Annotated in this window: 18 protein-coding genes and 3 pseudogenes; 10 read left to right on the top strand and 11 right to left on the bottom strand. The window is 58.2% G+C overall.

Annotated features, from left to right (window positions below; all coding sequences use genetic code 11):
* Positions 1-248 precede the first annotated feature (248 nt).
* The 4 genes from KGB03_RS14800 to KGB03_RS14785 all read left to right on the top strand — a co-directional run bounded on the left by KGB03_RS14800 (position 249) and on the right by KGB03_RS14785 (position 5666).
* Positions 249-1625, top strand: coding sequence for an L-serine ammonia-lyase (locus tag KGB03_RS14800; RefSeq protein WP_223527379.1), 1377 nt, complete (start codon positions 249-251; stop codon positions 1623-1625).
* 28 nt (positions 1626-1653) lie between these two features.
* Positions 1654-2619, top strand: a complete 966-nt coding sequence (locus KGB03_RS14795) for a GlxA family transcriptional regulator (protein WP_223527378.1) — start codon at positions 1654-1656, stop codon at positions 2617-2619.
* A gap of 269 nt (positions 2620-2888) precedes the next feature.
* The gene (locus KGB03_RS14790; protein WP_223527377.1) at positions 2889-4100 is read left to right on the top strand and encodes a M24 family metallopeptidase; all 1212 of its coding nucleotides are present in this window, start codon (positions 2889-2891) and stop codon (positions 4098-4100) included.
* Positions 4101-4325: 225 nt separating this feature from the next.
* Positions 4326-5666: an MFS transporter gene (locus KGB03_RS14785; RefSeq protein ID WP_223527376.1), complete on the top strand. Its 1341-nt coding sequence runs from the start codon at positions 4326-4328 to the stop codon at positions 5664-5666.
* Positions 5667-5831: 165 nt separating this feature from the next.
* Here the strand turns inward: KGB03_RS14785 and KGB03_RS14780 are convergent, their stop codons facing one another.
* From KGB03_RS14780 to KGB03_RS14770, 3 genes are all read right to left on the bottom strand, one after another.
* Positions 5832-6848 carry a GlxA family transcriptional regulator gene (locus KGB03_RS14780; protein WP_223527418.1) on the bottom strand — a complete coding sequence of 339 codons (1017 nt, stop codon included), beginning with the start codon at positions 6846-6848 and terminating at the stop codon, positions 5832-5834.
* A 264-nt stretch (positions 6849-7112) separates the two neighbouring features.
* Positions 7113-8492 carry a GABA permease gene (gabP, locus tag KGB03_RS14775; protein WP_223527375.1) on the bottom strand — a complete coding sequence of 460 codons (1380 nt, stop codon included), beginning with the start codon at positions 8490-8492 and terminating at the stop codon, positions 7113-7115.
* A gap of 71 nt (positions 8493-8563) precedes the next feature.
* Complete coding sequence (locus KGB03_RS14770) at positions 8564-9346, bottom strand: creatininase (protein ID WP_223527374.1); 783 nt, start codon at positions 9344-9346, stop codon at positions 8564-8566.
* Between the two features lie 404 nt (positions 9347-9750).
* Between KGB03_RS14770 and KGB03_RS14765 the strand changes: the two genes are divergently transcribed.
* The 6 genes and pseudogenes from KGB03_RS14765 to KGB03_RS14740 all read left to right on the top strand — a co-directional run bounded on the left by KGB03_RS14765 (position 9751) and on the right by KGB03_RS14740 (position 15281).
* Positions 9751-10878, top strand: a complete 1128-nt coding sequence (locus KGB03_RS14765; RefSeq protein WP_223527373.1) for an extracellular solute-binding protein — start codon at positions 9751-9753, stop codon at positions 10876-10878.
* Between the two features lie 22 nt (positions 10879-10900).
* Entirely contained in the window at positions 10901-11830 is a 930-nt protein-coding gene (locus tag KGB03_RS14760; RefSeq protein ID WP_223527372.1) for an ABC transporter permease, read from the top strand.
* Positions 11827-12624 (top strand): ABC transporter permease, encoded by a 798-nt coding sequence (locus KGB03_RS14755; protein ID WP_223527371.1) that lies wholly within the window; start codon positions 11827-11829, stop codon positions 12622-12624. Before KGB03_RS14760 ends, KGB03_RS14755 begins: the two co-directional genes overlap by 4 nt.
* 32 nt (positions 12625-12656) lie before the next feature.
* A complete protein-coding gene (locus KGB03_RS14750) occupies positions 12657-13745 on the top strand; it encodes an ABC transporter ATP-binding protein (protein WP_223527370.1) in 1089 nt (362 codons plus the stop codon).
* A gap of 97 nt (positions 13746-13842) precedes the next feature.
* Positions 13843-14140 (top strand): annotated as a pseudogene (locus tag KGB03_RS14745) (AraC family transcriptional regulator); the annotation flags it as partial.
* A gap of 268 nt (positions 14141-14408) precedes the next feature.
* Positions 14409-15281: a DNA/RNA non-specific endonuclease gene (locus KGB03_RS14740; RefSeq protein WP_223527369.1), complete on the top strand. Its 873-nt coding sequence runs from the start codon at positions 14409-14411 to the stop codon at positions 15279-15281.
* 189 nt (positions 15282-15470) lie between these two features.
* Here KGB03_RS14740 and KGB03_RS31345 read toward each other — a convergent pair.
* The 8 genes and pseudogenes from KGB03_RS31345 to KGB03_RS14700 form a co-directional block, all read right to left on the bottom strand.
* A pseudogene (locus KGB03_RS31345) lies at positions 15471-15725 on the bottom strand (methyl-accepting chemotaxis protein); the annotation flags it as partial.
* A 30-nt stretch (positions 15726-15755) separates the two neighbouring features.
* Positions 15756-16376 (bottom strand): annotated as a pseudogene (locus KGB03_RS31340) (PAS domain-containing protein); the annotation flags it as partial.
* Positions 16377-16846: 470 nt separating this feature from the next.
* Positions 16847-18070 carry a GTP-binding protein gene (locus KGB03_RS14725; RefSeq protein WP_223527368.1) on the bottom strand — a complete coding sequence of 408 codons (1224 nt, stop codon included), beginning with the start codon at positions 18068-18070 and terminating at the stop codon, positions 16847-16849.
* Positions 18067-18729, bottom strand: a complete 663-nt coding sequence (gene nthB, locus KGB03_RS14720; protein WP_192408219.1) for a nitrile hydratase subunit beta — start codon at positions 18727-18729, stop codon at positions 18067-18069. The genes KGB03_RS14725 and nthB overlap by 4 nt, the downstream gene beginning before the upstream one ends.
* A 44-nt stretch (positions 18730-18773) precedes the next feature.
* Positions 18774-19373, bottom strand: coding sequence for a nitrile hydratase subunit alpha (gene nthA, locus KGB03_RS14715; RefSeq protein ID WP_008157233.1), 600 nt, complete (start codon positions 19371-19373; stop codon positions 18774-18776).
* 93 nt (positions 19374-19466) lie between these two features.
* Entirely contained in the window at positions 19467-20981 is a 1515-nt protein-coding gene (locus tag KGB03_RS14710) for an amidase (protein ID WP_223527367.1), read from the bottom strand.
* A gap of 223 nt (positions 20982-21204) precedes the next feature.
* A complete protein-coding gene (locus KGB03_RS14705) occupies positions 21205-22074 on the bottom strand; it encodes a transporter (RefSeq protein WP_192408221.1) in 870 nt (289 codons plus the stop codon).
* Between the two features lie 134 nt (positions 22075-22208).
* Entirely contained in the window at positions 22209-23267 is a 1059-nt protein-coding gene (locus KGB03_RS14700) for a phenylacetaldoxime dehydratase family protein (protein WP_218537042.1), read from the bottom strand.
* Between the last annotated feature and the right edge of the window lie 229 nt (positions 23268-23496).

Raw genomic sequence — 23496 nt, 5'->3', positions numbered from 1 at the left:
AGTGGTTTTGGGTTTCTAAATCGGATCGCCATAAGCTTCTGCTAGATTTTCAATGGGAACGGGGAACGGGGAACGATTTGGACCATTGGCGTGATCTCCCTGAGACCTGTGGCCACTTATTGACCTTCAACCCGCAATTGGTAGTGACGAACACTTTGGAGTCGATTTCTGACACGTCTGGATGATCCCTGACGCCGACAATTCGGTTGGTTCCTAACAACCTTGAAAGCGGCGCGCGGAGATCAACGATGGCTATCAGTGTTTTTGACTTGTTCAAGATTGGAGTCGGCCCCTCCAGTTCCCACACCGTCGGCCCGATGCGTGCCGGAGCTTTGTTTGTCGAGGTCTTGCGCGAACGGGAAATGCTGGCGCAGGTGCAGCGCGTCGAGGTGCGTTTGTATGGTTCGCTGTCGGCCACGGGTATTGGCCACGGCACCGATAAAGCGGTAATCATGGGGTTGATGGGGGAGTGGCCAGACAAGATCGACCCGTTACAGATCGAGCCACGGCTGAGGGATCTGCGTAAGACACAATGCCTGCCGCTGGCCGGTCAATACCCTGTGCCTTTTGTCTGGCAGCGGGACATGCGCCTACTGGATGAGAACCTGCCTTACCATCCGAACGCCATGACCTTGAGCGCGTTTGCCGCTGATCGTTTACTACTGTGCGAAACCTACTATTCCATTGGCGGTGGCTTTGTCATCGATCAGCAACAGGCGGCGAGTGGCCAACTCGATCAAGATCTGACCGAACTGCCCTATGACTTCAGTACAGCGGCACAGTTGTTGAGCCAGTGCAACGCCCATGGGCTGCGCATTTCCCAGCTGATGCTGGCGAACGAGAGGGCATGGCGCAGTGAAGACGAGATCCGCCAGGGGTTGGCGCAGATCTGGCAGGCGATGCGTACTTGCATGGACGCCGGGCTCAAGCACCAAGGCGTATTACCTGGCGGATTGAATGTGCAGCGCCGTGCGGCGCGCCTGCACCGCAGCCTGCTGGAAATCGGCAAACCGAATGTCATCGGTTCGACCTTGAGCGCCATGGAGTGGGTAAACCTGTTCGCCTTGGCGGTCAACGAAGAAAATGCCGCGGGCGGGCGCATGGTCACCGCACCCACGAACGGAGCTGCGGGGATTATTCCGGCGGTGTTGCAGTACTACATGAAGTTCTGCCCGGAGGCCAAGGACAGCGACGTGGTGGACTATTTTCTCGCTGCGGCGGCTGTCGGCATTCTGTGCAAACGCAATGCGTCGATCTCTGGGGCCGAGGTCGGTTGTCAGGGCGAGGTTGGTTCAGCCTGCGCGATGGCTGCTGCCGGCCTTTCGGAAATCCTGGGAGCCAGTCCCGAACAAGTGGAAAACGCGGCGGAAATCGGCCTGGAACACAACCTCGGATTGACCTGCGACCCTGTCGGTGGATTGGTGCAAGTGCCGTGCATCGAGCGCAACGCCATCGCAGCGGTGAAAGCGATCAATGCTGCACAAATGGCCTTGCGCGGCGACGGCACCCATTTCATCTCTCTTGACCGGGTCATCCGCACCATGCGCGATACCGGTGCCGACATGCATGACAAATACAAAGAGACCTCCCGTGGCGGGCTGGCCGTCAGCTCCATTGAGTGCTGAGCCACCTTGAGCAACAGGAGAGCGGTACATGCTGAAACTGACTAAATCGTGCCAGCAACAACCGCCGGCACTGCGCATCGGCTTCTGGTTGCTGGAAGCCTTTGACTTGTATGCGCTGGCCAATGCGCTGGAACCTTTGCGCTTGGCCAACCAGGTGGCCGGACGCAGCGTCTGCCAGTGGCAGATTCTCAGCCTGGAAGGCCGGGATCTGAACGCCAGCAACGGCATTGCCACCACGACCACGCGACTGGATCAGACACAACCCCTGGATGTGTTGATCCTCTGTGGCGGCGACAACCTGCACACTCGAACGGAGCATCCAGTCCTGCACCAGCAGTTGTCCCACTGGGCCGCGCAGCCGGTGGGCCTGGGCGCATTGGGCAAGGCCGGTTGGCTGCTGGCGCAGATTGGCGCGCTGGACGGTTTCCGCTGCAGCCTGCCGGAGCCCGATCCATCGCTGTCGTTTGCCGCTTTGCGCGATTTGAGCCCGGTGGCCGCACCCTTCTGTGTCGACCGCCAGCGTCTGACGTGCGTCGGCCCGCAGGCCGTTCAAGGGCTGATGCACGAACTGCTGGCCCGGACCCATGGTCGCGGCCTGGTGCTGCGTATGGAAAAACACGCAGCCCGTCAGGCCAGGCCTCTGCAACCGATGCACAACGCCCCGGCAAAACTTCAGGCGACACTGGCGTTGATGAATGGTCACCTGACCCGCACATTGGGTATCGACGAACTGGCTGAGGCCATGGGCATTTCCCGCCGGCATCTGGAGCGGCTGTTCAAACGCAATCTGGGGTGTTCGCCATCACGGCACTATCTGGACTTGCGCCTGCAACAGGCACGTCGGTTATTGCAGGCTGGTGAACGGCCGATGACGGATATCGCTCAACAGTGCGGATTTGTTTCGCTGCAGCACTTTTTCCGTTGCTACCGTCAATACTTTGGTGCGCACGCGCGCGAACATGCGGAAGCGGACTTGCTCGCGATGAGGCCCTGAAAGTCGACACCGATGTTGGCTGTCACCGCTATCGTGAGCAAGCTCGCTCCTACACTGCCAATGCCCCCTCCAAGCGGCTTTCATTGCGCTTGCCGGGGGCATTGTCGTTTCTGTCGAATGACCCTCTGGGCCACCTTCGCAAAGAGCGGATCTGATCAACTACAGGTCGGATTCGCGCAAAAAACCTCACCTTGCATCTGTTCGAATGATCTTCAGCGGCCCGCCAGAGTGGCGCCTCCGTCGCTCAATCACTGACAAGGATAAATGACATGCAAATGCCGAAAACCATTCAGATCAAGAACGGCGAAAAAGTGACTCCGACGTTCTCGGCTCAGGAATATGCCAATCGCCAGTCCAAATTACGGGCGTACCTGGCGCAGAACGATATCGACGCGGCAGTCTTCACGTCCTATCACAACATCAACTACTACAGCGATTTCCTCTATTGCTCGTTCGGTCGTCAGTACGCATTGGTCGTGACTCAGGACAGTGCCGTGACCATCAGCGCCAACATCGATGGCGGTCAACCTTGGCGCCGCACCATGGGCACTGAAAACATCGTCTACACCGACTGGCAGCGTGATAACTATTTCGTCGCGATCCAGCAAGCATTACCCAAGGCCGGGCGTATCGGCATTGAGTTCGACCATCTGAATTTGCTCAACCGCGACAAGCTTGCCAGTCGTTATCCGCAGGCCGAACTGGTGGATATCGGCGCGCCCTGCATGCGTATGCGCATGATCAAGTCCGCCGAAGAACACGCGATCATCCGTCATGGTGCCCGCGTCGCGGACATTGGCGGTGCCGCGATCGTCGAAGCCTTGCGCGATCAGGTTCCAGAATACGAAGTGGCTCTGCACGCCACCCAGGCCATGGTGCGCGAGATTGCCCGCACGTTCCCTGACTCAGAACTGATGGACACCTGGACCTGGTTCCAGTCCGGCATCAACACCGACGGCGCCCATAACCCGGTGACGTCGCGCAAGGTCAACAAGGGCGACATCCTCAGCCTCAATTGCTTCCCGATGATCGCCGGTTACTACACCGCACTGGAACGTACCTTGTTCCTGGATCACTGTTCCGACGAGCATCTGCGCTTGTGGGAAGTGAACGTCAAAGTGCATGAGGCCGGTCTGAAACTGATCAAGCCGGGCATGCGCTGCTGCGATATCGCCCTGCAATTGAACGAGATCTTCCTGGAACACGATCTGCTGCAATACCGCACCTTCGGCTACGGCCACTCCTTCGGTACGCTGAGCCATTACTACGGCCGCGAAGCGGGGCTGGAACTGCGCGAAGACATCGACACCGTATTGGAGCCGGGCATGGTGGTTTCCATTGAGCCGATGATCATGCTGCCCGAGGGCCTTCCGGGTGCTGGCGGTTATCGTGAACACGACATCCTGATCGTCAACGAACAAGGCGGGGAAAACATCACCAAATTCCCGTATGGCCCGGAACACAACATCATCCAAAAGTAAGACCTTGCGCCGCACAGTGAACCTGTGCGGCGTTTTACTTCGGTGAGTGGCAAAAATCTTCCCGGCGGCTGAGATAAACCTGAAAAAAACAACGCATGCTCGTCAAGAACGCGCAGCATCTACTGACCCTTAACCCTGCCAAGTAAAACAATAGAGGGTATTTGTCATGTTCTACGTCCCGACTTCCTTTCTCGATAACCGCACCTCTACAACCGGAGGTGCCTAATGAGCCCACAAAGCGCAAGCCTTACGCCGTCCCTGGCCCAGACACTTGAACAGACGTCCGAGCGCAAGGCCTTGCGGCGCGCAGCCAGTGCCAGCTTCATGGGTAACTTCGTCGAGTGGTTCGACTACGCGGCCTACGGCTATCTGGCCACTGTCATCGCGCTGACGTTTTTTCCGCAAACCGACAAGGCGACCGCGCTGCTGGCAACATTTGCAGTGTTCGCGCTGTCGTTTATCGTCCGCCCGCTGGGGGGACTGGTCTGGGGCCACTTTGGTGACAAGTACGGGCGACGCAGTGCGTTGTCCTGGTCGATTCTGATCATGTCGATCTCGACCTTCTGCATCGGGATCCTGCCGACTTACAACCATATCGGCCTGTGGGCACCGGCATTGTTGCTGCTGATTCGCTTGTTCCAGGGCTTCTCCGCTTCGGGTGAATACGCCGGGGCATCGGCCTTTCTGGCCGAGTACGCCCCCGAGGGTAAACGCGGTTTGTACACCAGCATTGTCCCGGCGAGTACGGCGGCCGGTCTGCTGTTTGGCGCGGTGTTCGTGGCGGGGCTGCATGCGTGGATGAGTGTCGAGGACCTGCACAGTTGGGGGTGGCGCTTGCCCTTTTTGCTGGCGGCACCGTTCGGGCTGGTGGGGCGCTATATCCGCATGAGTTTGCAAGACACACCCAAGTTCCTGGAGATGGAAAAACGCCTTGAAGCGAAGGAGTGCGCGACCCACGCTCCCGTTCGCGAACTGCTGACCGTACATCGGCGCAGCGTGTTCATCGGGATTGGCGTGACTTGCCTGAACGCAGTGGCGTTTTACCTGTTGCTCAGCTACATGCCAACGTATCTGTCCACCGAGATGGGCATGAGCGAGAGTGATTCGTTTCTGGCGTCGACGGTGTCGCTGGCGACCTACATCGGCCTGATTTTTCTGATGGGCAAGCTGTCTGACCGGTTCGGCCGCAAAACCATGTTGCTGACCGCTTCGGTGCTGTTCCTGGCGCTGACATTTCCGCTGTTCGGCATGCTGGAAAACCAGCCGCTGATCGTGATTTTGATGATCCAGATTGCCTTCGGCGCCATCCTGGCGATGAACGACGGCACCTTGCCGTGCTTCCTCGCCGAGATATTCCCCACCCGCGTACGTTTCAGTGGTTTTGCCTTCAGCTTCAATATCGCCAATGCCGTGTTCGGCGGCACCGCGCCGTTTATCGCGACCTGGTTGATTCAACTGACCGGCAACAAAATGGCCCCGGCCTGGTACCTGCTGGCCGCAGCGGCGGTGGCGTTGGTTGCCATGCTGGCTAGCCGGGAGACTGCGCATACAGCCTTGCAGGACTGACAGATCTGGTGCGTTTTAGAGGCATTTATCGGAACGCTGGCTCGCTTCCACAGTGACCGAGTTGTCCAGACGGACGCGGTTTAATGTGGGAGCGAGCCAGCTCGCGAAGAAGCCAGTCCAGTCAACATCAATATTGAATGCCCGCCTGCCATCACGAGTACCCAATCAATGCACCGCAGCCACTTGTTTGCGCTCACCGATAGGCGATACCCCGAAGAAGCGGCTATAGCATTTGGAGAAGTGCGCAGGTGATACAAAGCCGCAGGCCAGGGCGATATCGCGTACTTGCGATTCGCTGCGCAGCAGCAATTGCCGCGCCCGTGAAAGGCGCAATTCCAGGTAGTACTGGCTCGGCGTGCGTTGCAGGTGCTTGTGAAACAGCCGTTCCAGTTGCCGCACCGACACCTCGTTCAAACGCGCGAGTTCCTCAAGGCCCACCGGCTCCTCGAGATTGGCTTCCATGATCGCCACCATCTGACTGAGCTTGGGCTGGGACGTGCCCAGTTTTTGCCGCAATGGCACCCGCTGTTGCTCCTGCGCGCCACGCACCCGATCACACAGTAGCAATTCGGCCGCGTGGGCCGCGATATCCCGACCACCCGGTTCGCGGGCAATCAATTGCAGCGTCATGTCCATGGACGCCACGCCACCGGAGCAGGTGTAGCGATCCCGATCCAGCTCGAACAGCTGGTTGGAAATGATGATCCCCGGGAAACGCTCCTTCAGCGCTTCGATGTCTTCCCAGTGAATCGTGCAGCGATAGCCCTTGAGCAAATCGGCACGTGCCAACAAATGACTTCCTGTGCAAATACCGCCCAGTGGTACCTGATCATGTGCCAACTTGCGTAGCCAATTAAGCAACGGTCTGCTGCTGTGATTTGAGACGATCGGGTTGGAGCCGACAACGAACAATATGTCGAGCTTGGGTGCATCGGTGATGGTGTAGTCGGGCAGGATGCGCATGCCATTGCTGGCGGTGACCGGCTCCAGGCTGGCGGCGATGATAATCGTGCGGAACATCGGTTTACGCGCTGCCATATTGGCCATGCGCAAGGTTTCAACGGCGGAGGCGAAGCCGATGGTGGTGAAGTTGGGGATGACCAGAAAGCCCACGGTTTTTACCGGCCGTTGTTCATTAGCCGAACGTCCTGTAGTGGGTTTCGCCACTTGGAGTTTCGCCATCATTACCGCTCCTCAACTGCATAAGTGACGCGCTCTGCGGCAAGCCGCCGACATCGGCAACATCATCTCGTTTTTATGGTTGTTAACCCTGCTTATGGGTTTCTGGATCTTACACTGTGTCCCGGATCAATAGGCATATCGAGGAGGAAGAAGGGGGGACGGGCAAAAAAAAACCGGCCCGCTCATCGTGGTAAGCGGGCCGGAAAGAGGTGAACGGTTAATCGTTGGTGCGGTATGTAAATAAAGCGTCTGGGGTTTATTTGTTCACGCCAATTCTGCTTTGCGCACGGTGCTCTTCCTGGCGTTGAAAATGGCACCCATACAGACAATGGACAGTGTAAGTGCACCCGTAGCAATCACTTCCATGCGGTGCTCGGGCAAAATCAGCATGACAATCAGGATGCTCAAGATGCAGAAGATAACCAGGTAGCTGAGCCAAGGGTAAAACCACATCTTGAAGGCGATCGGCTGTCCTGAAGCATTCATCTTCTTGCGAAGTATCAGTTGAGAAACAGCAATGGCCAGATAGACCAGCAGCGCAACAGCGCCAGAGCTGGCCAGGAGGAAGGAGAACACTTCGTTGGGGGCAAAATAATTCAGTGCTGTAGTCAGGAAGCCAACCGCTGTACTGGCCAGCACCGCAATATAGGGCACCCCTGAAGATGAGGTTTTCTGAAGGACTTGAGGGCCATCCCCGCGTTTGCTCAACGAGTAGACCATGCGTGACGCTGTATAAATGGCTGAGTTAAGGCAACTGGCGACAGCAATCAGTACGACGATATCTACAATCATTTTTGCGTGGGGAATATTCATCAACTCAAGCGCTCTCTGATAAGAGCCGACTTGCATCAGCATCGGGTCGTTCCAGGGCACGATGGAGATGATGAGGAACACCGAGACGATATAGAAGATCCCCATGCGCCAGACGACGGAGTTTGTCGCGCGGGTGATCTGTTTGGAGGGGTTCTGGGATTCGGCCGCTGCAATGGTGACGATTTCTGTGCCCATGAAGCTGAATACTGTGGTGAGCATCGCGCCGATAACGGCGGTCATGCCGTTGGGCATGAAGCCACCAAACTCTTTGCTCAATTGAACGACACCACTCACGGTCGTATCAGGCAATGCACCGACCAGGGCAAGCGCGCCAAGCGCGATAAAGCCCAGTACCGCAATGACTTTGAGCATGGCGAACCAGAATTCGAACTCCCCGTAACGAGCGACACTGAACAGGTTGGTCAACGTCAGCAGACCGGTTACCGCGATCGCAAACTCCCAGGTTTGTATCGAGGGAAACCAGGCGTGCAAAATCGCGGCGGCGGCAATGGCTTCGATGGGAATGACCAACACCCAGAACCACCAGTACAGCCAGCCGATGGTGAAACCGGCGCTACGTCCCATCGCCCGCTCGGCATAGGTCGAAAATGAGCCTGTATCAGGCGATGCTACGGCCATTTCTCCCAGCATGCGCATGACCAGCACCACCAGGGTGCCGGAAAAAATGTACGCCAGAATGGCGGCCGGTCCCGCAGAAGCGATGGCGTGTCCTGAGCCGATGAACAGGCCGGCACCGATGGCACCGGCAATGGACAACATGGTGACGTGACGCTGCTTGAGGCCTGGGGCCAGAGTTGAGCTGCTAGACATGAGACTTACCCTTTTTATTATGCTTTGGAGGGTTAACTGCGGGTTCTTGTTTTGGCACACCCTTGTGCTCGTTATGTTTCTAAATCAAAAGCCTCTCGTACTGCGGCGCTGATGCCCGAGACACACACTTCAAGAATCAACTCGCCTTTCTCGCGACTGGAGCCTTTAGGGGATGACAGTGTTCCGCAGGCCGGTGTGCGCTCCGGGATGATGGGGAAGACGTCGTAAGGCGGGAAGGTCGCTGGCGGGTGATCAACGGCACGACTCAGATCGACCTTGTCGGGGTGAAGAGCCAACATCAAGGACGTTTCGAAAACACCGCCATGTTCTATATCCCAGCCGAGGAATCCATCGGGATACAGCTTTTCGATGACGCCAGGATCGTTAACGAAGTCCCAATAGGACAGCACCACCACTTTGAAGTCATTGATGCCACCGTAACGAAGTTCACGAAGCGCAAGGTCAATACCCTCGACAATGAACATCGAGTTTTCATAGTGACCATTCATCATCACCAGTTTGCGTGCGCCATGGCGCGCCAGTTCTCTGATGATGTCCTGCACGGTGTGGGTCAGCGTGGCGCCATCGAGACTGGTCGTTCCAGGAAAGTGGTTGCCGCCTCCTGATTTCTGCTGAGACTTGTAGCCATAGGCGAGTGCAGGCAGAACCAGGCCGCTGACATTCTGCGCTACCGCTTTGCATATCGCGGTCGGCAGCAGAACATCGACCTCCATGCACAGGTGATGGCCATGCTGTTCAAGTGCGCCCACTGGCAGAAAGATCGGGCAGCCGGTAGCGACCTTCTCGGCATACTCTGGCCAGGTGAGTTCTCCAATAACGACACTGTTGTTCATCTACACACCCTCTGAAAGTGATTGACCGCTTGGTGACTTTTAACCGGTGGATGGGGGCGTTTGCCTATGGTCTGACCGACCCTTTGGATTGCAGGAATCGAAGGTGGCGCGTAGAGCAATTCGATCAGAGGGGGAGGGCGCCGATTTGTCTAAATCCGACCCGTAAATGACAAAACACCCTTTAACTTGTCATTTCTGTCCGGTTATCGGCCGCTTTTGAGTGAGAAGGGCCGTGAGTCGGATCTGACAAAGTCCAGGTCGGACGCGCACAAAAACGGGTGATGGCGACCTGCTGCAATGCATCCAGCCAGCCAATGATGCGTGGGGTTGGCAGCGGCAGCAGCAAGCAAGCGCAAAAGGATGAAACGGACAGAGGCACTTTCCATCACCCGGGAGAGACAATAATGAAAAATCGCATCGACCTTTCACGCCGTACATTTCTCAAGACCACCAGCCTCCTGGCAGGCACCGCAGCGCTTTCGAGTTTCCTACCCTTGAGAAGCTTTGCCGCAGCGGAAAAAGAACTGGTCATCCTGGCATGGGCCGGGCACGCCGAGCCGGACATCGTCGCCGATTTCGAACGCCAATACGGGGTCAAGGTCCGGGCCAAGTACTACACCGGAGGGGACAACATGCTGGGGCTGATCTCGCAATCCCCGCCCGGCACCTTCGATCTGATCCTGTCCGACGCCGAATATGTTCAGCAACTCAACGCCGCCGAATACATCGAACAACTCGACCCCGCGGACTACCCGTTTGACGACTTCTACCCGCAGTTCCAGCATTTCCCCGGTCACTGGCAGGGAGACAAGCTCTATTCGGTGCTGATTCGCTTTGGCTTTCTCGGCATCGCCTACAACACTCAGCTCGTTCCCGAAGCCAAGGTCCGCAGCTATGACGTGTTCTGGGATCAAAGCCTCAAAGGCAAGGTCGGGCACTTCGACTGGCACCTGCCGAACCTTGGGCAGGTCAGTTTGTTCAATGGCAACGCGCGCCCTTACGACATCGATACCGCGCACTGGCAAACCGTCCAGCAGAAGATGATGAGCCTGCGCCCGCAGATCGGTGGATTCTTCGATTACGGTGGAACCTTTTCTTCGCTGAAAAGCGGTCAGATCCATGCCATGTGCGGCATCGGCGACTGGATTACCGGTGTCTTGCAGCGCGCCGGCGCGCCGGTGAAAACCGTGCTACCGGAGGAGGGCGGGTTGCAATGGACGGAGTCCTACTGCATCGCCAGAAAAGCTCATAGCCCGGACCTGGCGAAGAAGTTCATCCAATACATCACCTCACCGCAAGGTCAGGTCAAGTCGGCGAAGATGGCCGCTTATCCAGCGCTCATCCCGAGCAAAAAAGGCTGGGAACTGCTGAATCAGGTCGATCCCGCCGAAGCGAAGCGCCAAGGCATGGTGCTCGGTCAGCGCAACGTCATGGATGACATCCGCGACGGTCGCATCAAGTACCGCGAGCTCCCGATCCAGCAGAGCCTGGAGGAATGGAACGACTTCTGGTCGCAATACAAGGGTGCTTGACGAGACGCGTGGAGGTGTCGCAATGCTTTCAGACAAGTTAAAGACTTCGCCGCCGGTGCTCACCGACAACGCTGCTGCCGAGACGTTGATGCGCCAGAGCGGTGGCAAGAAGGTTTTCCGCATGCCCTGGTACGGCCTCAGCCTCTCGATGCCGATCCTGATCTGGCAGTTGATCTTTTTTTTACTCCCGCTGGTATTCCTGGTGGCGATCAGCTTCTGGGTGGTGCGCAACTTCCGAATGATGCCGACGTTCGAGTGGCTGAACTGGAGCTACATGCTCAGCCGCGGTTTCTTTTGGGACGCCTATGTTCATACCCTGGCAATGGCGACGGGCGCCACCGTGCTGGTCAGCCTGGTGGCGTTCCCCTGCGCCTACACGATCGCCTTCAAGTTCCGCGAGTCGACAAAGCAGTTGCTGGTGTTGCTGCTGATCACGCCGTTCTTCACCAGTTACCTGGTGCGCACCTATTCGTGGCAGGTGTTCCTTAGCGATAACGGCATTTTCAATGCCGCGCTCGGCCTGCTTGGGCTGGAACCGTTTGCGATGCTGAACACTGCGTTCGGTACCTATGTCGGCTACTTCACGCTGTGCCTGCCACTGGTGGTGCTGCTGCACCTGTTCAGCCTGATGTACATCGATCGCTCGTTGATCGAGGCTGCGCATAACCTCGGTTGCGGACGACTGCGCACGGTGTTGCTGGTGGTGGTTCCTTCGGCACGAATAGGTATTGTCGTCGCGGCACTGTTCTGCTTCATCCTGACCTTCGGCGACTTTGTCAGCCCGCTCTACCTGGGCGGGGGGCAGCCGCCGACCTTGAGCACGCTGATCACTGACACCACCAAGTCCGGTCAGCAATGGCCGCGCGCGGCGGTGATCGCCACGATGATGATCGTGACGCTGCTCATCGCGGCTTTTGGCGCGGTTCGTTTCGCTTACCGGAGGCGCGCATGAACGAGCATCGATTGATTAACTTCTTGCTGCGCAGCTTTGTCGTACTGGTGTTCATTTTCATCTTTACACCCATTGCCGGCAGCTTCGTGTTCTCGTTCAACATCGACCGTTTCCCGTCCTTGCCACTGGGTGGCTTCAGCCTGCACTGGTACGAAACGATCGCCGCCGATCCGGCGGTTTGGCAGGCATTCAAGAACAGTCTCACGGTGGGCGTGGTCGTGTCGCTCGTATCGACCCTGCTCGGATTCACTGCGGCCTACACGGACTTGCGCTACCAGTTCTTCGGCAAGTCGATCTATATGGCGCTCGCGATGCTTCCGCCCACCATTCCAGTGGTGATCATGGGGCTGGCGATGCTCGCTTTCCTGTCGCGGATCGGACTGTCCGGCGAGATCTACGCCGTGATGATCAGCCACATCGTGATATGTGCACCGTTCGCGATGGCGGTGATCAGGATGCGCCTGGCGCAGATGGACCCGAACATCGAGGCTGCTGCATGGAACCTGGGTGCCAATCAGTGGAAGGCCATGCGTTATGTAATCCTGCCATTCACGGCGCCGAGTCTATTCGCCGCGCTGTTTGTGACCATGGCCGTTTCCTTCGATGAGTTCGCCGTCGCCTGGTTCGTATCGGGGCTTAACGAGACGGTCCCCGTGCGCATCCTCAACACCCTGCAAGGGCAAGTGAGCCCGACCATCAACGCGATCGGCACGATCGTCTTTATCACGACCATGACCCTGGTAATTCTCGCGCAACTGCTATTGATGCGGCGGCGCAAACCCGCGAGCACCTGATACCACCCTGACAATTTTCCGAGGATTCAGTCATGACTCAACCGCTGGTGGTATTCGACAACGTGGTCAAACATTTCGGCAGCTACCAGGCTGTCGAGCGCATGAACCTGGAGATTTACAAAGGCGAGTTCGTCGCGATCATGGGGTCGAGCGGCTGCGGCAAGACCACAACGCTGCGCATGCTGGCGGGGCTCGATAAACCAAGCGAGGGCGAAATTCGACTTAATGGAGAACGCATCAACGACCTCTGCTCCTGGGAACGGGAGACGCCGCTGGTCTGGCAAAACCTGGCACTGTTCCCGTTTCTTAACGTGCTGGAGAATGTCGAATTCGGTCTGCGGATGCGTGGCATGGCCAAGGCTGAGAGGCGCAAGAAAGCGTTGCTCTGGCTTGAGCGACTTGGATTGCAGGACTTCGCCACTCGCGATATCAGTCTGCTTTCCGGTGGCCAGCGCCAACGCGTGGCGCTGGCACGATCGCTGGTCACAGAACCGCCGATCCTGCTACTGGATGAGCCGCTGAGCGCTCTCGATGCTCACCTGAGCATACGTATGCAAGGTGTGCTGACCGGGCTGCAGAAAGACCTTGGTATCACCTTCGTCTACGTCACCCACAGTCAGTCCGAAGCTTTTGCAATGGCAGATCGCGTTGTGATCATGAGTCAGGGCCGAGTTGAACAGATTGGCTCGCCCCAGGAGGTTTTCCTTGAGCCACACAACCGCTTCGTCGCCGAGTTCGTTGGCGGTAAAAACATTTTTTGCGGCACTGTCGTCGGCTTCGACCATGGGGGGTTGGTCCATCTCGATTCGGAGCACGGCGGATTCCTGGCGCGGCTGCCGGAGGGTAAGACGGTCGCCCCTGGAGAGCGACTGACTGTCTGCGTCAGCGCCGAGCATATCGACCTGACCGAGCAGCCTGTCCGGCGCAACCGGCTGGCCTGCACCGTAGTGGGCGAAGAGTTCATCGGTTCTATGGTTAACATTTACCTCGAAGCCAGCGGTGGGCTCGAGCTACAGGTGCAGAAGCCGCATGCCGATTACAACTTGCTTGGCATGCACTGCGGCCAAAAAGTCTTCGCTGAGTGGGACGGTGCGCATGCGCTGATACTGCGCGGTGACTGAACATCGGGTTCCAAACAGTCTGCAGGCCGACAGCGATGGTAGCCAGGCGTTCAAAAAGCAGAGAATTCACGTTGCTTTTTTCAGGGGTGAACCATTGAATCTGGTTCTGTTTCTGCGACGTCCAGGCAGCCAGGCACAGTTCAGCGTCGCACTCCAGTCGCAGCATGCGACCGGTTCGAACCTGGATGAGTTATGCGTATGGATCAGTGAGCATCTACATTCGGAGCTTACAGTCGAGATACTGGCAGACAGGCTCGCCACCAGTGTGAGGACCTTGATTCGCATGTTGCGGCTATCACAGTGTTGACGTACTCAGAAAAGCCTTCGTGCGACGGATGGGGGTTAGTCCAAAGGAGTACGTGCAACGCTTCGCGCCAGTTAAGGAGCCCGCTTAGATAGGCCCAATGGTCATGAGCTGCTGATTCATTTGAGTCAGTAGAATGTAAACGCTGCTCAGCACTAAAGTGACTTGTCATGGTCAATAAAACCCGCACGACCGTCAGCGGTCGTACTGCTCGGAGCCGACCGGATCCGTATCGGCATTTTGATCAAGGACAGTGAAAGCATGCTCACCGCAAGATAATCAGCAACCGCCTCCACCTGGTTCCGTGAATCGGGACTCGCCGTACGTTTACCCCTCAATCCAATTCGAAGATTAAAAGCATGCACCTACGCAAAATTGCAGTTGGGCTGTCGGCCCTTGTTTTGCTCTCGACCGGGGCAGAAGCCCGCAGTCTGCTGGATCTCCTCAAACCGCCCACCCAGCATCAGGAACAAGCGTCCCACTCGGGTTCGATCAACCGGAACGCGGCCCTGGAGCTTTATTCAAACAAACAGAAACTGGCATCGTTTGACGGCTGCACAGATCTGTTCCCGGCAGCCAAACCGATCAACATGGCCACTGTGCCTGCAACCATGAAACCCCTGGCCCTGTGTTCCGACAACTTTGCGGTGCTGTACTCGCAAACCAGCAAGACGCCGCTGGTAGTGGTCGAACGCCTTAATGCCGCCCAGTTGCAGGATGCCAAAGGGGAGGAGCGCACCAACCAGTTCTACCCGGACCCACGCATCCCCAAGAGTGGACGGGCAGAGTTGAGCGACTACCGTAGCCAACACCCAGCCGTGGACCGTGGCCATCAATCCCCGGCAGCCGATGCACCGAACCCCAATGCAATGGCCCAATCCTTTGCGCTGTCGAACATGGTGCCGCAAGACCCCACCAACAACCGGAAGATCTGGAGCAAGGTCGAGGCGGATGTCAGAAAATTTGCCAAGCGCGCCGATGGCAATGTTTTTGTCTTTACCGGCCCGCTCTTTGACTCAGGCCACACCACCATCGGCGACAACAAGGTCTGGGTGCCGACCCGTCTGTTCAAGCTGGTTTACGACGCATCGTCCAAGCGTGCCTGGGCCTACGTACTGCCCAACGCTGAAACCCGTATCGAGAGACCGATGGACTATGACGCTTTCGTGAAGAGTACCGGGCTCCACTTGCTGGGGAATCTTCCGGTCACAGGTTCCGTAGGACGCTCTTGATGGCTTGATGAATTGCACCCCAAAGGCTGGATGCAACCGATGGGGTGTTTCATTCACGGATAGATAGCGGCGGTTTAAAAAATTGCGGCGTGACATCGGATTTCAAACGACTCACGACTTAAACAGTCTTTCTTTCGGTTCGATATGGCAAACAAGGGGCGGCTATTTCGGGGCGGGTCAGTAGCCCTCTATCATGTCGGCAGCCTGTTGAGTCGCCTGGCTGGTGCGAGTGGCGAGCTTGCGAACTTCGTCGGCAACCACGGCGAAGCCGCAACCGGCCTCGCCTGCGCGGGCGGCCTCGATCGCTGCGTTAAGCGCCAACAGGTTGGTCTGGTTGGCGATGCCCTGAATGGCGGCAACGATCTGCGTCAGTTTGGTGAGGTTTTCCTGCATGGCCTGGTGCTGGCGTTCCTGTATCTCGCGCAACTGACCCTCCTCGTGACTCGCGTGGATATCGGTGATCGCGCCTACGACTCGCAACGGCGAACCGTCAGCCGCACGCCGGGTCTGGCCGCGGCCGCGGAACCAACGGTACTCACCGTTCTTGTGCCTGAGCCGGTAGTCGACGTCGAAGGGAGTCTTGCCGCTGCGATCATCGACGTGTGCGACGAAGGCGCCTATAGCGCGCTGGCTGTCCTCGGGATGCAGGCGTGACGACCAGGCTTCCAACGTGTTGGGAAACTCTTCGGCCGTTGTATGGCCGAGCAAGCGACGCATCTGTGAAGACCACCAGATGGCGTTCTTCGGATTGGCCGGATCACCAGCTACCACCTCGATGTCCCAGAGCCCGTCGTGAAGCATTTCCCGGGCAATCTCGAAACGGGTGGCAGCCAGTGAAAGCGCCTCGTCCTGCAAGCGTTGTGCATGGATGTCGCGCAACACTCCGGCGATGGTCACGGGCATGCCTTGGGCATCGCGGCGGGATTTTCCGCTGATGCAGCACCAGCGATATTCACCTTCGAAGGCCATTCGAACGTCCAGGGCATAGGATGTTCGGCCGCTGCGATCTGCAAGATGCTTCGACAACGCATCGTGGTTGCGCTGACGGTCACCCGGGTGCAGCCGCTCGCTCCAGAGATTGAGCTGGTCGGGCATCGGTGTCTGGATCGGCCAGGACCCCGACCACCGCAGTGCGCTATCGGTATCTGGTTGTGTGGTTGCGCCGAGCTCCAATTCCCAGAACAGGTCACCCGACCCTTGAACGGCGAGCTCCCAGCGAGTCTCCAGCTGTTGCAACTGAACGTCCCGCTCGGCGAGGCGTGAGGTGATTTGCTCAAGGTTTTGGCTCAGCTTCTCTTCTCGCGCCCGCAGATCTCGCCGCTCGCTGAGAAGGCTCTCCACCCTTGTCAGAATCCGCCGCAACAGCGGATCGGCCGACGTGATCGATGAGTCAGCGATCTCGGGTCGATCCAGCCTGTCGGCGAGTGAAGCCAGTGTCCGATGAGTAGTTCTGCTGAAGAACAACATACAGCGCCTCTCAGTCTGTGAAATTGAAGTCAAAGGTCATAACGAGGTTTGCCCTGCCTCGCTAAAGTGGGTGTATTGAAAGGCTGTTCACCGAGCAGTCAGTGTGACAATGCCTGGAGGTCGAAGGAGGTTGCGCCCGGCAAGGTTGGCCACATCTGTGGACCGTCCATGATCTCTTCCGGGGTCAACAGGCAGGCGTCCAGTTGCCGCTTCAACATATCCAGGTCGAGACCCTGACCGATGAAGACGATTTCCTGCCGGCAATCACCGGTGATGTCGTCCCATTTGGCCAGAATCCCTTGTCGGCGATAGTCGTCCTGGGGCCATTGCGATTGCGCGATGAATGCCCACCAGCGCCCGACATAGTCCCAACGAAATTGCCCGCCACTTTGCACCAGCATGCCGATGTCCAGATGCCGGCTGGCGACCCAGAAGTAGCCTTTGCAACGCAGTAGCCGCCCGTTGAGCCAAGGCCGCTGCAGGAACTCCAGCAGACGTAGCGGATGGAATGGCGCACGCTCCTGATACACCCAGGAAGCAATTCCATAGGTGTCCGACTCGGGAGGATGCTCGTCACTGGCTTCCAGACTTTTCATCCAGCCGGGTGACTGCACCAGACTCGGCAAATCGAAGCGGCCGGTGTCGAGGATTTTCGACAGATCGATGGCACCGTGGGTCATGGGCAGGATTTCTGCCTTCGGATTGAGGCCTGCGAGGAGGGCGCTCAGTTCCAGAAAGCCTTTCTCGCCTATCAGGTCCAGACGACTGACGAGGATGACGTTGGCGTACTCCACCTGTTCGATCAGCAGATCGGACAAGTGGCGTAATGGCGTGCCCGTTTCGTCCACGCCGCCAACGGTGTCCCGCGAGGCCAGCAGCGCCTGGAAGTTGCTGCCGTCGACGACGGTGACCAAGGTATCGAGCCGCGCCAGTTCGCTCAGACTGAAACCTTGCGAGTCGAGGAAGGCGAAGGTCTCGGCGACCGGCATCGGTTCGGAGATTCCAGTTGACTCGATCAGCAGGTAATCGAAGCGCTGCTGACGCGCCAGCAGGCTGATCTGCTCAAGCAGATCAGCGCGCAGCGTGCAGCAGATGCAGCCGTTGCTCATCTCGACCAGTTCATCGCTGCCGCGGTGCAGCGACACATTGCGTGCTACGTCCTCGGCGTCGATGTTGACTTCGCTCATGTCGTTGACGATGACCGCCACCCGCATGCCTGCGCGATTGCGCAGGATGTGGTTGAGCAGGGTCGTCTTGCCGGAGCCGAGGAAGCCTGAAAGGACCGTCACCGGCAGCCGGCCCGACAGGGCCCCGTCAATCATGCGGCCCCCGTTTTCGCATCGACGGCCTTGTCCAGATAGCTTTCGAACAGGTCGACGACAACCAGGCCATCATCCGCGGCATCGCCCCACAGATCCTTCACCTGGAATTCGACGTGGTAGGTGGGCTGGTGCGCTGCGCTCAAATCGCCGTGACCGATGGCGTCCGGGAACGGCCATTTTTCCGAGGTGCGGTGTCGGACGATGCCTTCCTTGCCGCGCACATACGCCGGCATGCGCACGTGTCCGGCCACGTACTCGTCGCGAACCACTACCCGGTCGCCCACTTCAAATGGCGGGCGGCCAGTGATGGCGGGGCGGCCCTTGTCGTGGGGAGGGTTGGCCAATTTGAAGGTTGAACCCAATGCCTGATCGAGTTCTTCCTGGGTAATGACGCCGGTTTCGACCAGCAACGTGGCCGTGGCGATAACGTAGCGCTCGTAATATTGCGTGCCAACGTGCTGGCGGACATCAAGTCGTTCGACGGCGTGACGTATTTCATCGACGCTGAATTTTTTCAACTGGTCGGCGCCGATAAACATCAGGCTGTAAGCCAGGTGCTCCCATTCCTGTTTGAATACTTGTTTGTAATCCTGGCTATTGATGACATGGGGAACCTTGCCAAAGCCTTGAAAACCACCGAGATCGTGAAAGCCATCCATAATAAAAACCTCCGAAAATTAGAAGATGAAGAGCGTCTTTTGGGTCAACGTACGCGGGGCAGGGCAACCCCGATCAGCACATCCTTGGTCACCAGTTTCTGAAGCTCTTCTTCACTCATGTGCTCGGAGCCTTCGGGCCTTACGGGCAATACCAGGTAGCGGCTTTCCGCGCTGGTATCCCAGACTTTGACGACCACATCGCTTGGCAACTCTGTGCCCATCTCACGCAGCACGGTGCGTCCTTCACGAACCAGGCGTGCACGGAACTCAAAACCCTTGTACCACTCCGGCGGCAACCCCAGGACCGGCCAGTTGGTGCAAGAGCACAGGCTGCAGACGATGACGTTTTTCAGCTGGGGCAAATCTTCCAGGGCCACGATGTATTCGCCTTGTGGGCCGGTGAAACCGAACTGCGCGCACGCGGCGGTGCCGTCTCTGAGCAACAGCTCCCGGAACTGTGGATCGACCCAGGCCTTGGCGACTACACGGGCGCCGTTTTCCGGGCTCCATTGGTGCACCATCAATTCGGTCAGCTGCTCGATATAGCCCTCTGGAATCAGTTCCTTGTCTTTCATCACCTTGAACAAGGCCCAGGCTCGCTCGCTGGGCGTCGAAGTGGATGCTGGGGATACAGTGGCGCTCATGGTGTAACTCCTCATCGGTTTAACACGGTCAAAAAAGTGAAGAACAGCCCCCGGTTTTTTATTGATGTCCGGGAGGTTTGGGGGGAGGCAGCCTTACAACGTCTTCCAGTCGACATCGGCCTCGAACGCTGCCGCCGCCTGGTAAATTGTGCCTTCGGCATAGTGCTTGCCAACGAACATCAGCCCAACGGGCAGGCCGTCCACCAGACCGCATGGGATCGACATGGCCGGATGGCCGGTAATGTCCTGCGGCGCAGTGTTGCCGATCATTTCCAGCGCTCGGGCCACGTACTCGGTGATCGAACAACCCGGCTCAGGGTGGGGCTGGGCAATGATCGGCACGGTCGGCATGACAAGCAGGTCGTAGTTCTGCAGTGCCTTGTCGTAACCGGCCCGGGCGAAGCGTGCGATGTTCTGTGCCTTGGCGTAGAAACGACCGTTGTAGCGTTCCAGGCCGTACTGGCCGACAAACATGCACAGCTTGAGCGAGGCGGACAATGCGTCCGCTTGTTCCCGCCAACCGGCCTGTTTATCCAGCAGGCCAACGTCGTAGAGCCCCTTCCAGTTAAAGCCTGCGCCATTGCCATGCATCATTTGCATGGTCAGACCTTCGCAGCCGATGGGGTGCCACAGCGAACCTGCCAGGTTGTGCTCGGGAACGGAGACCTCTTCGACGCGGGCTCCCAAGGCTTCGAGTCGGGCGATGGCGCCGCGTACCTTGTTCGCAACTCGTGGATCCTGGTTGGCCAGCTGGAAGCCTTCCTGCAGGATGCCGATCCGCAGTCCGCTCACACCTCGCTGCAGATAGTCGCAGTAGGCGTCGACTTGAGGGGCGGCCTGGCGAGGATCGAGCCCGTCGGCACCGGCCATGACTTCCAGCATCAACGCGTTGTCACGCACGTTGCGGGTGATGGGACCGGCATGGTCGATGGTGGCCTCGATCGCCATGATCCCGGTGTAGGGCACCAGGCCGTGGGTCGGCTTCATGCCATAGGTGCCGCAGAACGCTGAAGGGATGCGGATCGAGCCGCCTTGATCGCCGCCAACCGCCAGGTCCACCTCGCCGGCTGCCACCAATGCAGCGCTTCCGGAGGAGGATCCGCCGGCAGCGAAACCGTGCCGGTATGGGTTGTGTACGGGCGCCGGATCAGAGGTGTGGCTGCCACCGGAGAGGCAGTAGTGCTCACAGGTCGCCTTGCCCAGGATGGTAGCCCCGGCGTCTAGCAAACGGGTCACCACGGTTGCGTCAAAGGACGGTACAAACCCTTCCAGGATAGAAGCGCCGTTCATCATCGGGACGCCAGCCAAGGAGATGTTGTCCTTGAGCGCAATAGTTTTGCCGGCAAGTTTGCCCTCACGGGCGCCATTCACCTCGGTCCTGTAATACCAGGCGTTGAGCAGGTTTTGCGGGTTTGACGGGCGATAGCCCGAGCTGCGGTCGTAGCGCACTGGCGGGGTGAAATCCGGCAACTCGTCGACCAGGTCATATGCGTCGAAACTTGGTTGCATCAGTGCCAGGTATTCCGCTGCCTGCTCGTGGGTCAGCTGCATATTCAGCCGGCCAGCGATGTCCTGCAGTTGGTCGAGGGTAGGGCGAACAATGGCCATGGTTTTCCTATTTTTTTGTTTGTGATCGACGTCTGTGATCGACAACGGGTCAGCCTGTACGGGAGCATTCGAGGATGATTCGAAACACACCTTGCGCCGGGTACCTGGAGCGACATCAATCGAGTGGGTTACAGGGATCACGTTAGGCATCCCTCTCTGCCGTTGCTTGGCTGAGAAGGACAGCCACTTGGTTGAAAAGGACAACCTGCCAAGCGTGGCGCGCTCAGAACACTTTCAAGACGCGCAGGTTCAGGCGTGCGCCTTCCTTGAAGCCTTGTTCAACCTCGATGTCCGTGCCGATCTGCGCTTGAATCTGCAGCGTGGGCTCGATGAAGTGCGTGACGGTGAAACGCCCGTAGGAAGTGGATACCCCATCGTGCTGATCGATCCCGTTGACGGTAGTCGCCGAGCCGGTGATGTAGCCGCCGCCAACGGCGAAGGTGGTGCTCGGCGTCCAGTTGTAGCGCACGGCGGCCTGGTACTCGTAACGGGTGTTTTCTTCCAGTTTCGCCCCGGTCGGGCCGAAGTCATTGTTGGCCGACACCCAAGAGGCTTCGGCCACCGTGTCCAGCGCCCATTTCGGGGAGAAATGGTGGATGTACGCCGCCTGTAGCGTAGCGCGCCAGCGGTTCTCGCCGAGGTTCAGGGCATCGTTTTTGTCGTAGCTCCCCACCGGGAAGTACAGATAGGGTGCCAAGGCGAAGATGTCTTTGTTTGCGGTGGGCAACGTCCACTTAAGCGGCGCGGTAATGATCGGGTCGCCGATGCCGCGGGTATCGCCCAAGGCACCGATATCTCCCGAGGCGTTCATCTGGCCGAAAGGCAACAGAATCTGCGGTTCCCATGAGAGGTTTTCTGACAGGCCGATGGCGTGCACATAACGCAGGATGCCGATGTCCGAACTGAGCCTGGCGTCGTCGGAGACCTTGTGGCCGTTCTGGTACAGGTCCGAGCGGTCAGCGTGCTGGTAGTAGAGCAGCAAGGCGTTGGCGCCGGCCGGCAATGGCTCGAAATCGCCGGGAGCTACCTCGATGGCCTGGCTTTTAACAAACGGCAGCATGCATAGCACGAGTAAAGAGTGACTCAACTTCATGATCGATTTCCTGACAAAAGGGCCCCCAACCCCATGCGCTAGAGATGGGGGGCCAAAAGATGTTTGGGAGCGAGATCCGTGTCAGGGCGGAATTCGGATCGAGACCGCCCGTGGACGCCGGGTAGCGTCAGACGTCAGGTTTTAGGGATCACCGCGTCACGCAACATGCCGGTCTGCGGGTGGCAGTTGATGTACTCGAACACTTGATCCTTGGCGTCGGATACCGAGACTTCGTGATAAAGCCGTAGCTTCGACAGGCTGGTGGCGACCCGAAAGAAGGTCACGAAGATCCGCAGATGGGTCGGATGGGATTCGGCCCAGCGCTCGAGTTTTTCCAGGGAGCGCCAGTGGCCAATGTTGTAGCTCAGGTTCAGAAGATTGCCGTCCAGGTCGATGTAATTCACGAAGCGATTGCTGTAGCAACCCAGGTCCTTGCCACTGTCGCGCAGGAAATCCATACCCGCCTGCAGCGTCGGCAGAATTTCGTTGAGATAGAGTGATCGTTCTTCTTCGCCAGCATCCGCCCAGTCCTGGCCGGAGCGGATCAGTGCGATATTGTCGTGGCCTTGCACGACCACGCGCCCACCTTTGGCCGGGTCGCCAGCGATCACCGTCAGTTCACCGGAAGGTGCCATCCAGTCGGTCTGGGAAATCGGGAAGCGGTCACGCATGGATCCCCAGTAACCGTGCTCTTCGATTTCGTCACTGATGGTGTTCATCAGGGCGCCGACACCGGGTAATTCCTCGCGAAAGCCATATAACGTCTCGAACTGCTCGGCCCGCGGCGCGACGATCTCCCGAAAGTAACCGAGACCGTCGCTCAGGCGATCCTCCGATGACCACCATTCGATTACCTCAGGCGAGCGCAGCCAGCGGCAATGGGCGGCCGGGTCTTTCCAGTAACCGACGATCATCAGGTTGTCGTAACCGCTGTTGTCGGTGTGGTGAGTCAGGTCATGGCTCAGGGGGCCGTCGGGCAAACTCAGGCTCGCGGCGATGTGGCGCATGGCGTGCAGGGCCGCTGCACGCTGGTCGTCCCCGCGGTACTGCACTCCCAAATATCCCATCACCACCTGTTCCAGTTGCTCATCGGCGCGCGCAACCCACATGGGGAAGGGGGGCTGGTATTCATCGGGGACGCGACGAGACAACGTCCGCGGGCATTTGAGGTGCTTATCGATCGCAGATTCCATGGGGGGCTCCTTGGTTTTTTTGGTATGCGGTTATCTGTTCAACGTTTCGAAGGGCGAGGCTGTCGGGCGGTGGGCGCACCCAGTCGACGCCGCAGCACCAGAGTCCCCAGCTCTAACAGGTAGGTGGCGAACTCTTCAGGTGCCAGGTCGCGCCTCTGCAAAAGCCAGGATGAATCGGACTGTCGCTGCTGCTCTGGCAGTTGCATGGGACACCTCATCAGTTGTGGTG

It is taken from the genome of Pseudomonas sp. BF-B-26 (assembly GCF_019956495.1).
GTDB lineage: Bacteria > Pseudomonadota > Gammaproteobacteria > Pseudomonadales > Pseudomonadaceae > Aquipseudomonas.
The sequence above is the reverse complement of the archived record's forward strand: the minus strand, read 5'-3'. Positions and strand labels throughout refer to the sequence as shown.

What these genes read in the sequence shown, in the direction of transcription:
- KGB03_RS14800 (WP_223527379.1), top strand. Translation starts at nt 249, where the DNA reads ATGGCTATCAGTGTTTTTGACTTGTTCAAGATTGGAGTCGGCCCCTCC.
- KGB03_RS14795 (WP_223527378.1), top strand. Translation starts at nt 1,654, where the DNA reads ATGCTGAAACTGACTAAATCGTGCCAGCAACAACCGCCGGCACTGCGC.
- KGB03_RS14790 (WP_223527377.1), top strand. Translation starts at nt 2,889, where the DNA reads ATGCAAATGCCGAAAACCATTCAGATCAAGAACGGCGAAAAAGTGACT.
- KGB03_RS14785 (WP_223527376.1), top strand. Translation starts at nt 4,326, where the DNA reads ATGAGCCCACAAAGCGCAAGCCTTACGCCGTCCCTGGCCCAGACACTT.
- KGB03_RS14780 (WP_223527418.1), bottom strand. Translation starts at nt 6,848, where the DNA reads ATGGCGAAACTCCAAGTGGCGAAACCCACTACAGGACGTTCGGCTAAT.
- gabP (WP_223527375.1), bottom strand. Translation starts at nt 8,492, where the DNA reads ATGTCTAGCAGCTCAACTCTGGCCCCAGGCCTCAAGCAGCGTCACGTC.
- KGB03_RS14770 (WP_223527374.1), bottom strand. Translation starts at nt 9,346, where the DNA reads ATGAACAACAGTGTCGTTATTGGAGAACTCACCTGGCCAGAGTATGCC.
- KGB03_RS14765 (WP_223527373.1), top strand. Translation starts at nt 9,751, where the DNA reads ATGAAAAATCGCATCGACCTTTCACGCCGTACATTTCTCAAGACCACC.
- KGB03_RS14760 (WP_223527372.1), top strand. Translation starts at nt 10,901, where the DNA reads ATGCTTTCAGACAAGTTAAAGACTTCGCCGCCGGTGCTCACCGACAAC.
- KGB03_RS14755 (WP_223527371.1), top strand. Translation starts at nt 11,827, where the DNA reads ATGAACGAGCATCGATTGATTAACTTCTTGCTGCGCAGCTTTGTCGTA.
- KGB03_RS14750 (WP_223527370.1), top strand. Translation starts at nt 12,657, where the DNA reads ATGACTCAACCGCTGGTGGTATTCGACAACGTGGTCAAACATTTCGGC.
- KGB03_RS14740 (WP_223527369.1), top strand. Translation starts at nt 14,409, where the DNA reads ATGCACCTACGCAAAATTGCAGTTGGGCTGTCGGCCCTTGTTTTGCTC.
- KGB03_RS14725 (WP_223527368.1), bottom strand. Translation starts at nt 18,070, where the DNA reads ATGATTGACGGGGCCCTGTCGGGCCGGCTGCCGGTGACGGTCCTTTCA.
- nthB (WP_192408219.1), bottom strand. Translation starts at nt 18,729, where the DNA reads ATGGATGGCTTTCACGATCTCGGTGGTTTTCAAGGCTTTGGCAAGGTT.
- nthA (WP_008157233.1), bottom strand. Translation starts at nt 19,373, where the DNA reads ATGAGCGCCACTGTATCCCCAGCATCCACTTCGACGCCCAGCGAGCGA.
- KGB03_RS14710 (WP_223527367.1), bottom strand. Translation starts at nt 20,981, where the DNA reads ATGGCCATTGTTCGCCCTACCCTCGACCAACTGCAGGACATCGCTGGC.
- KGB03_RS14705 (WP_192408221.1), bottom strand. Translation starts at nt 22,074, where the DNA reads ATGAAGTTGAGTCACTCTTTACTCGTGCTATGCATGCTGCCGTTTGTT.
- KGB03_RS14700 (WP_218537042.1), bottom strand. Translation starts at nt 23,267, where the DNA reads ATGGAATCTGCGATCGATAAGCACCTCAAATGCCCGCGGACGTTGTCT.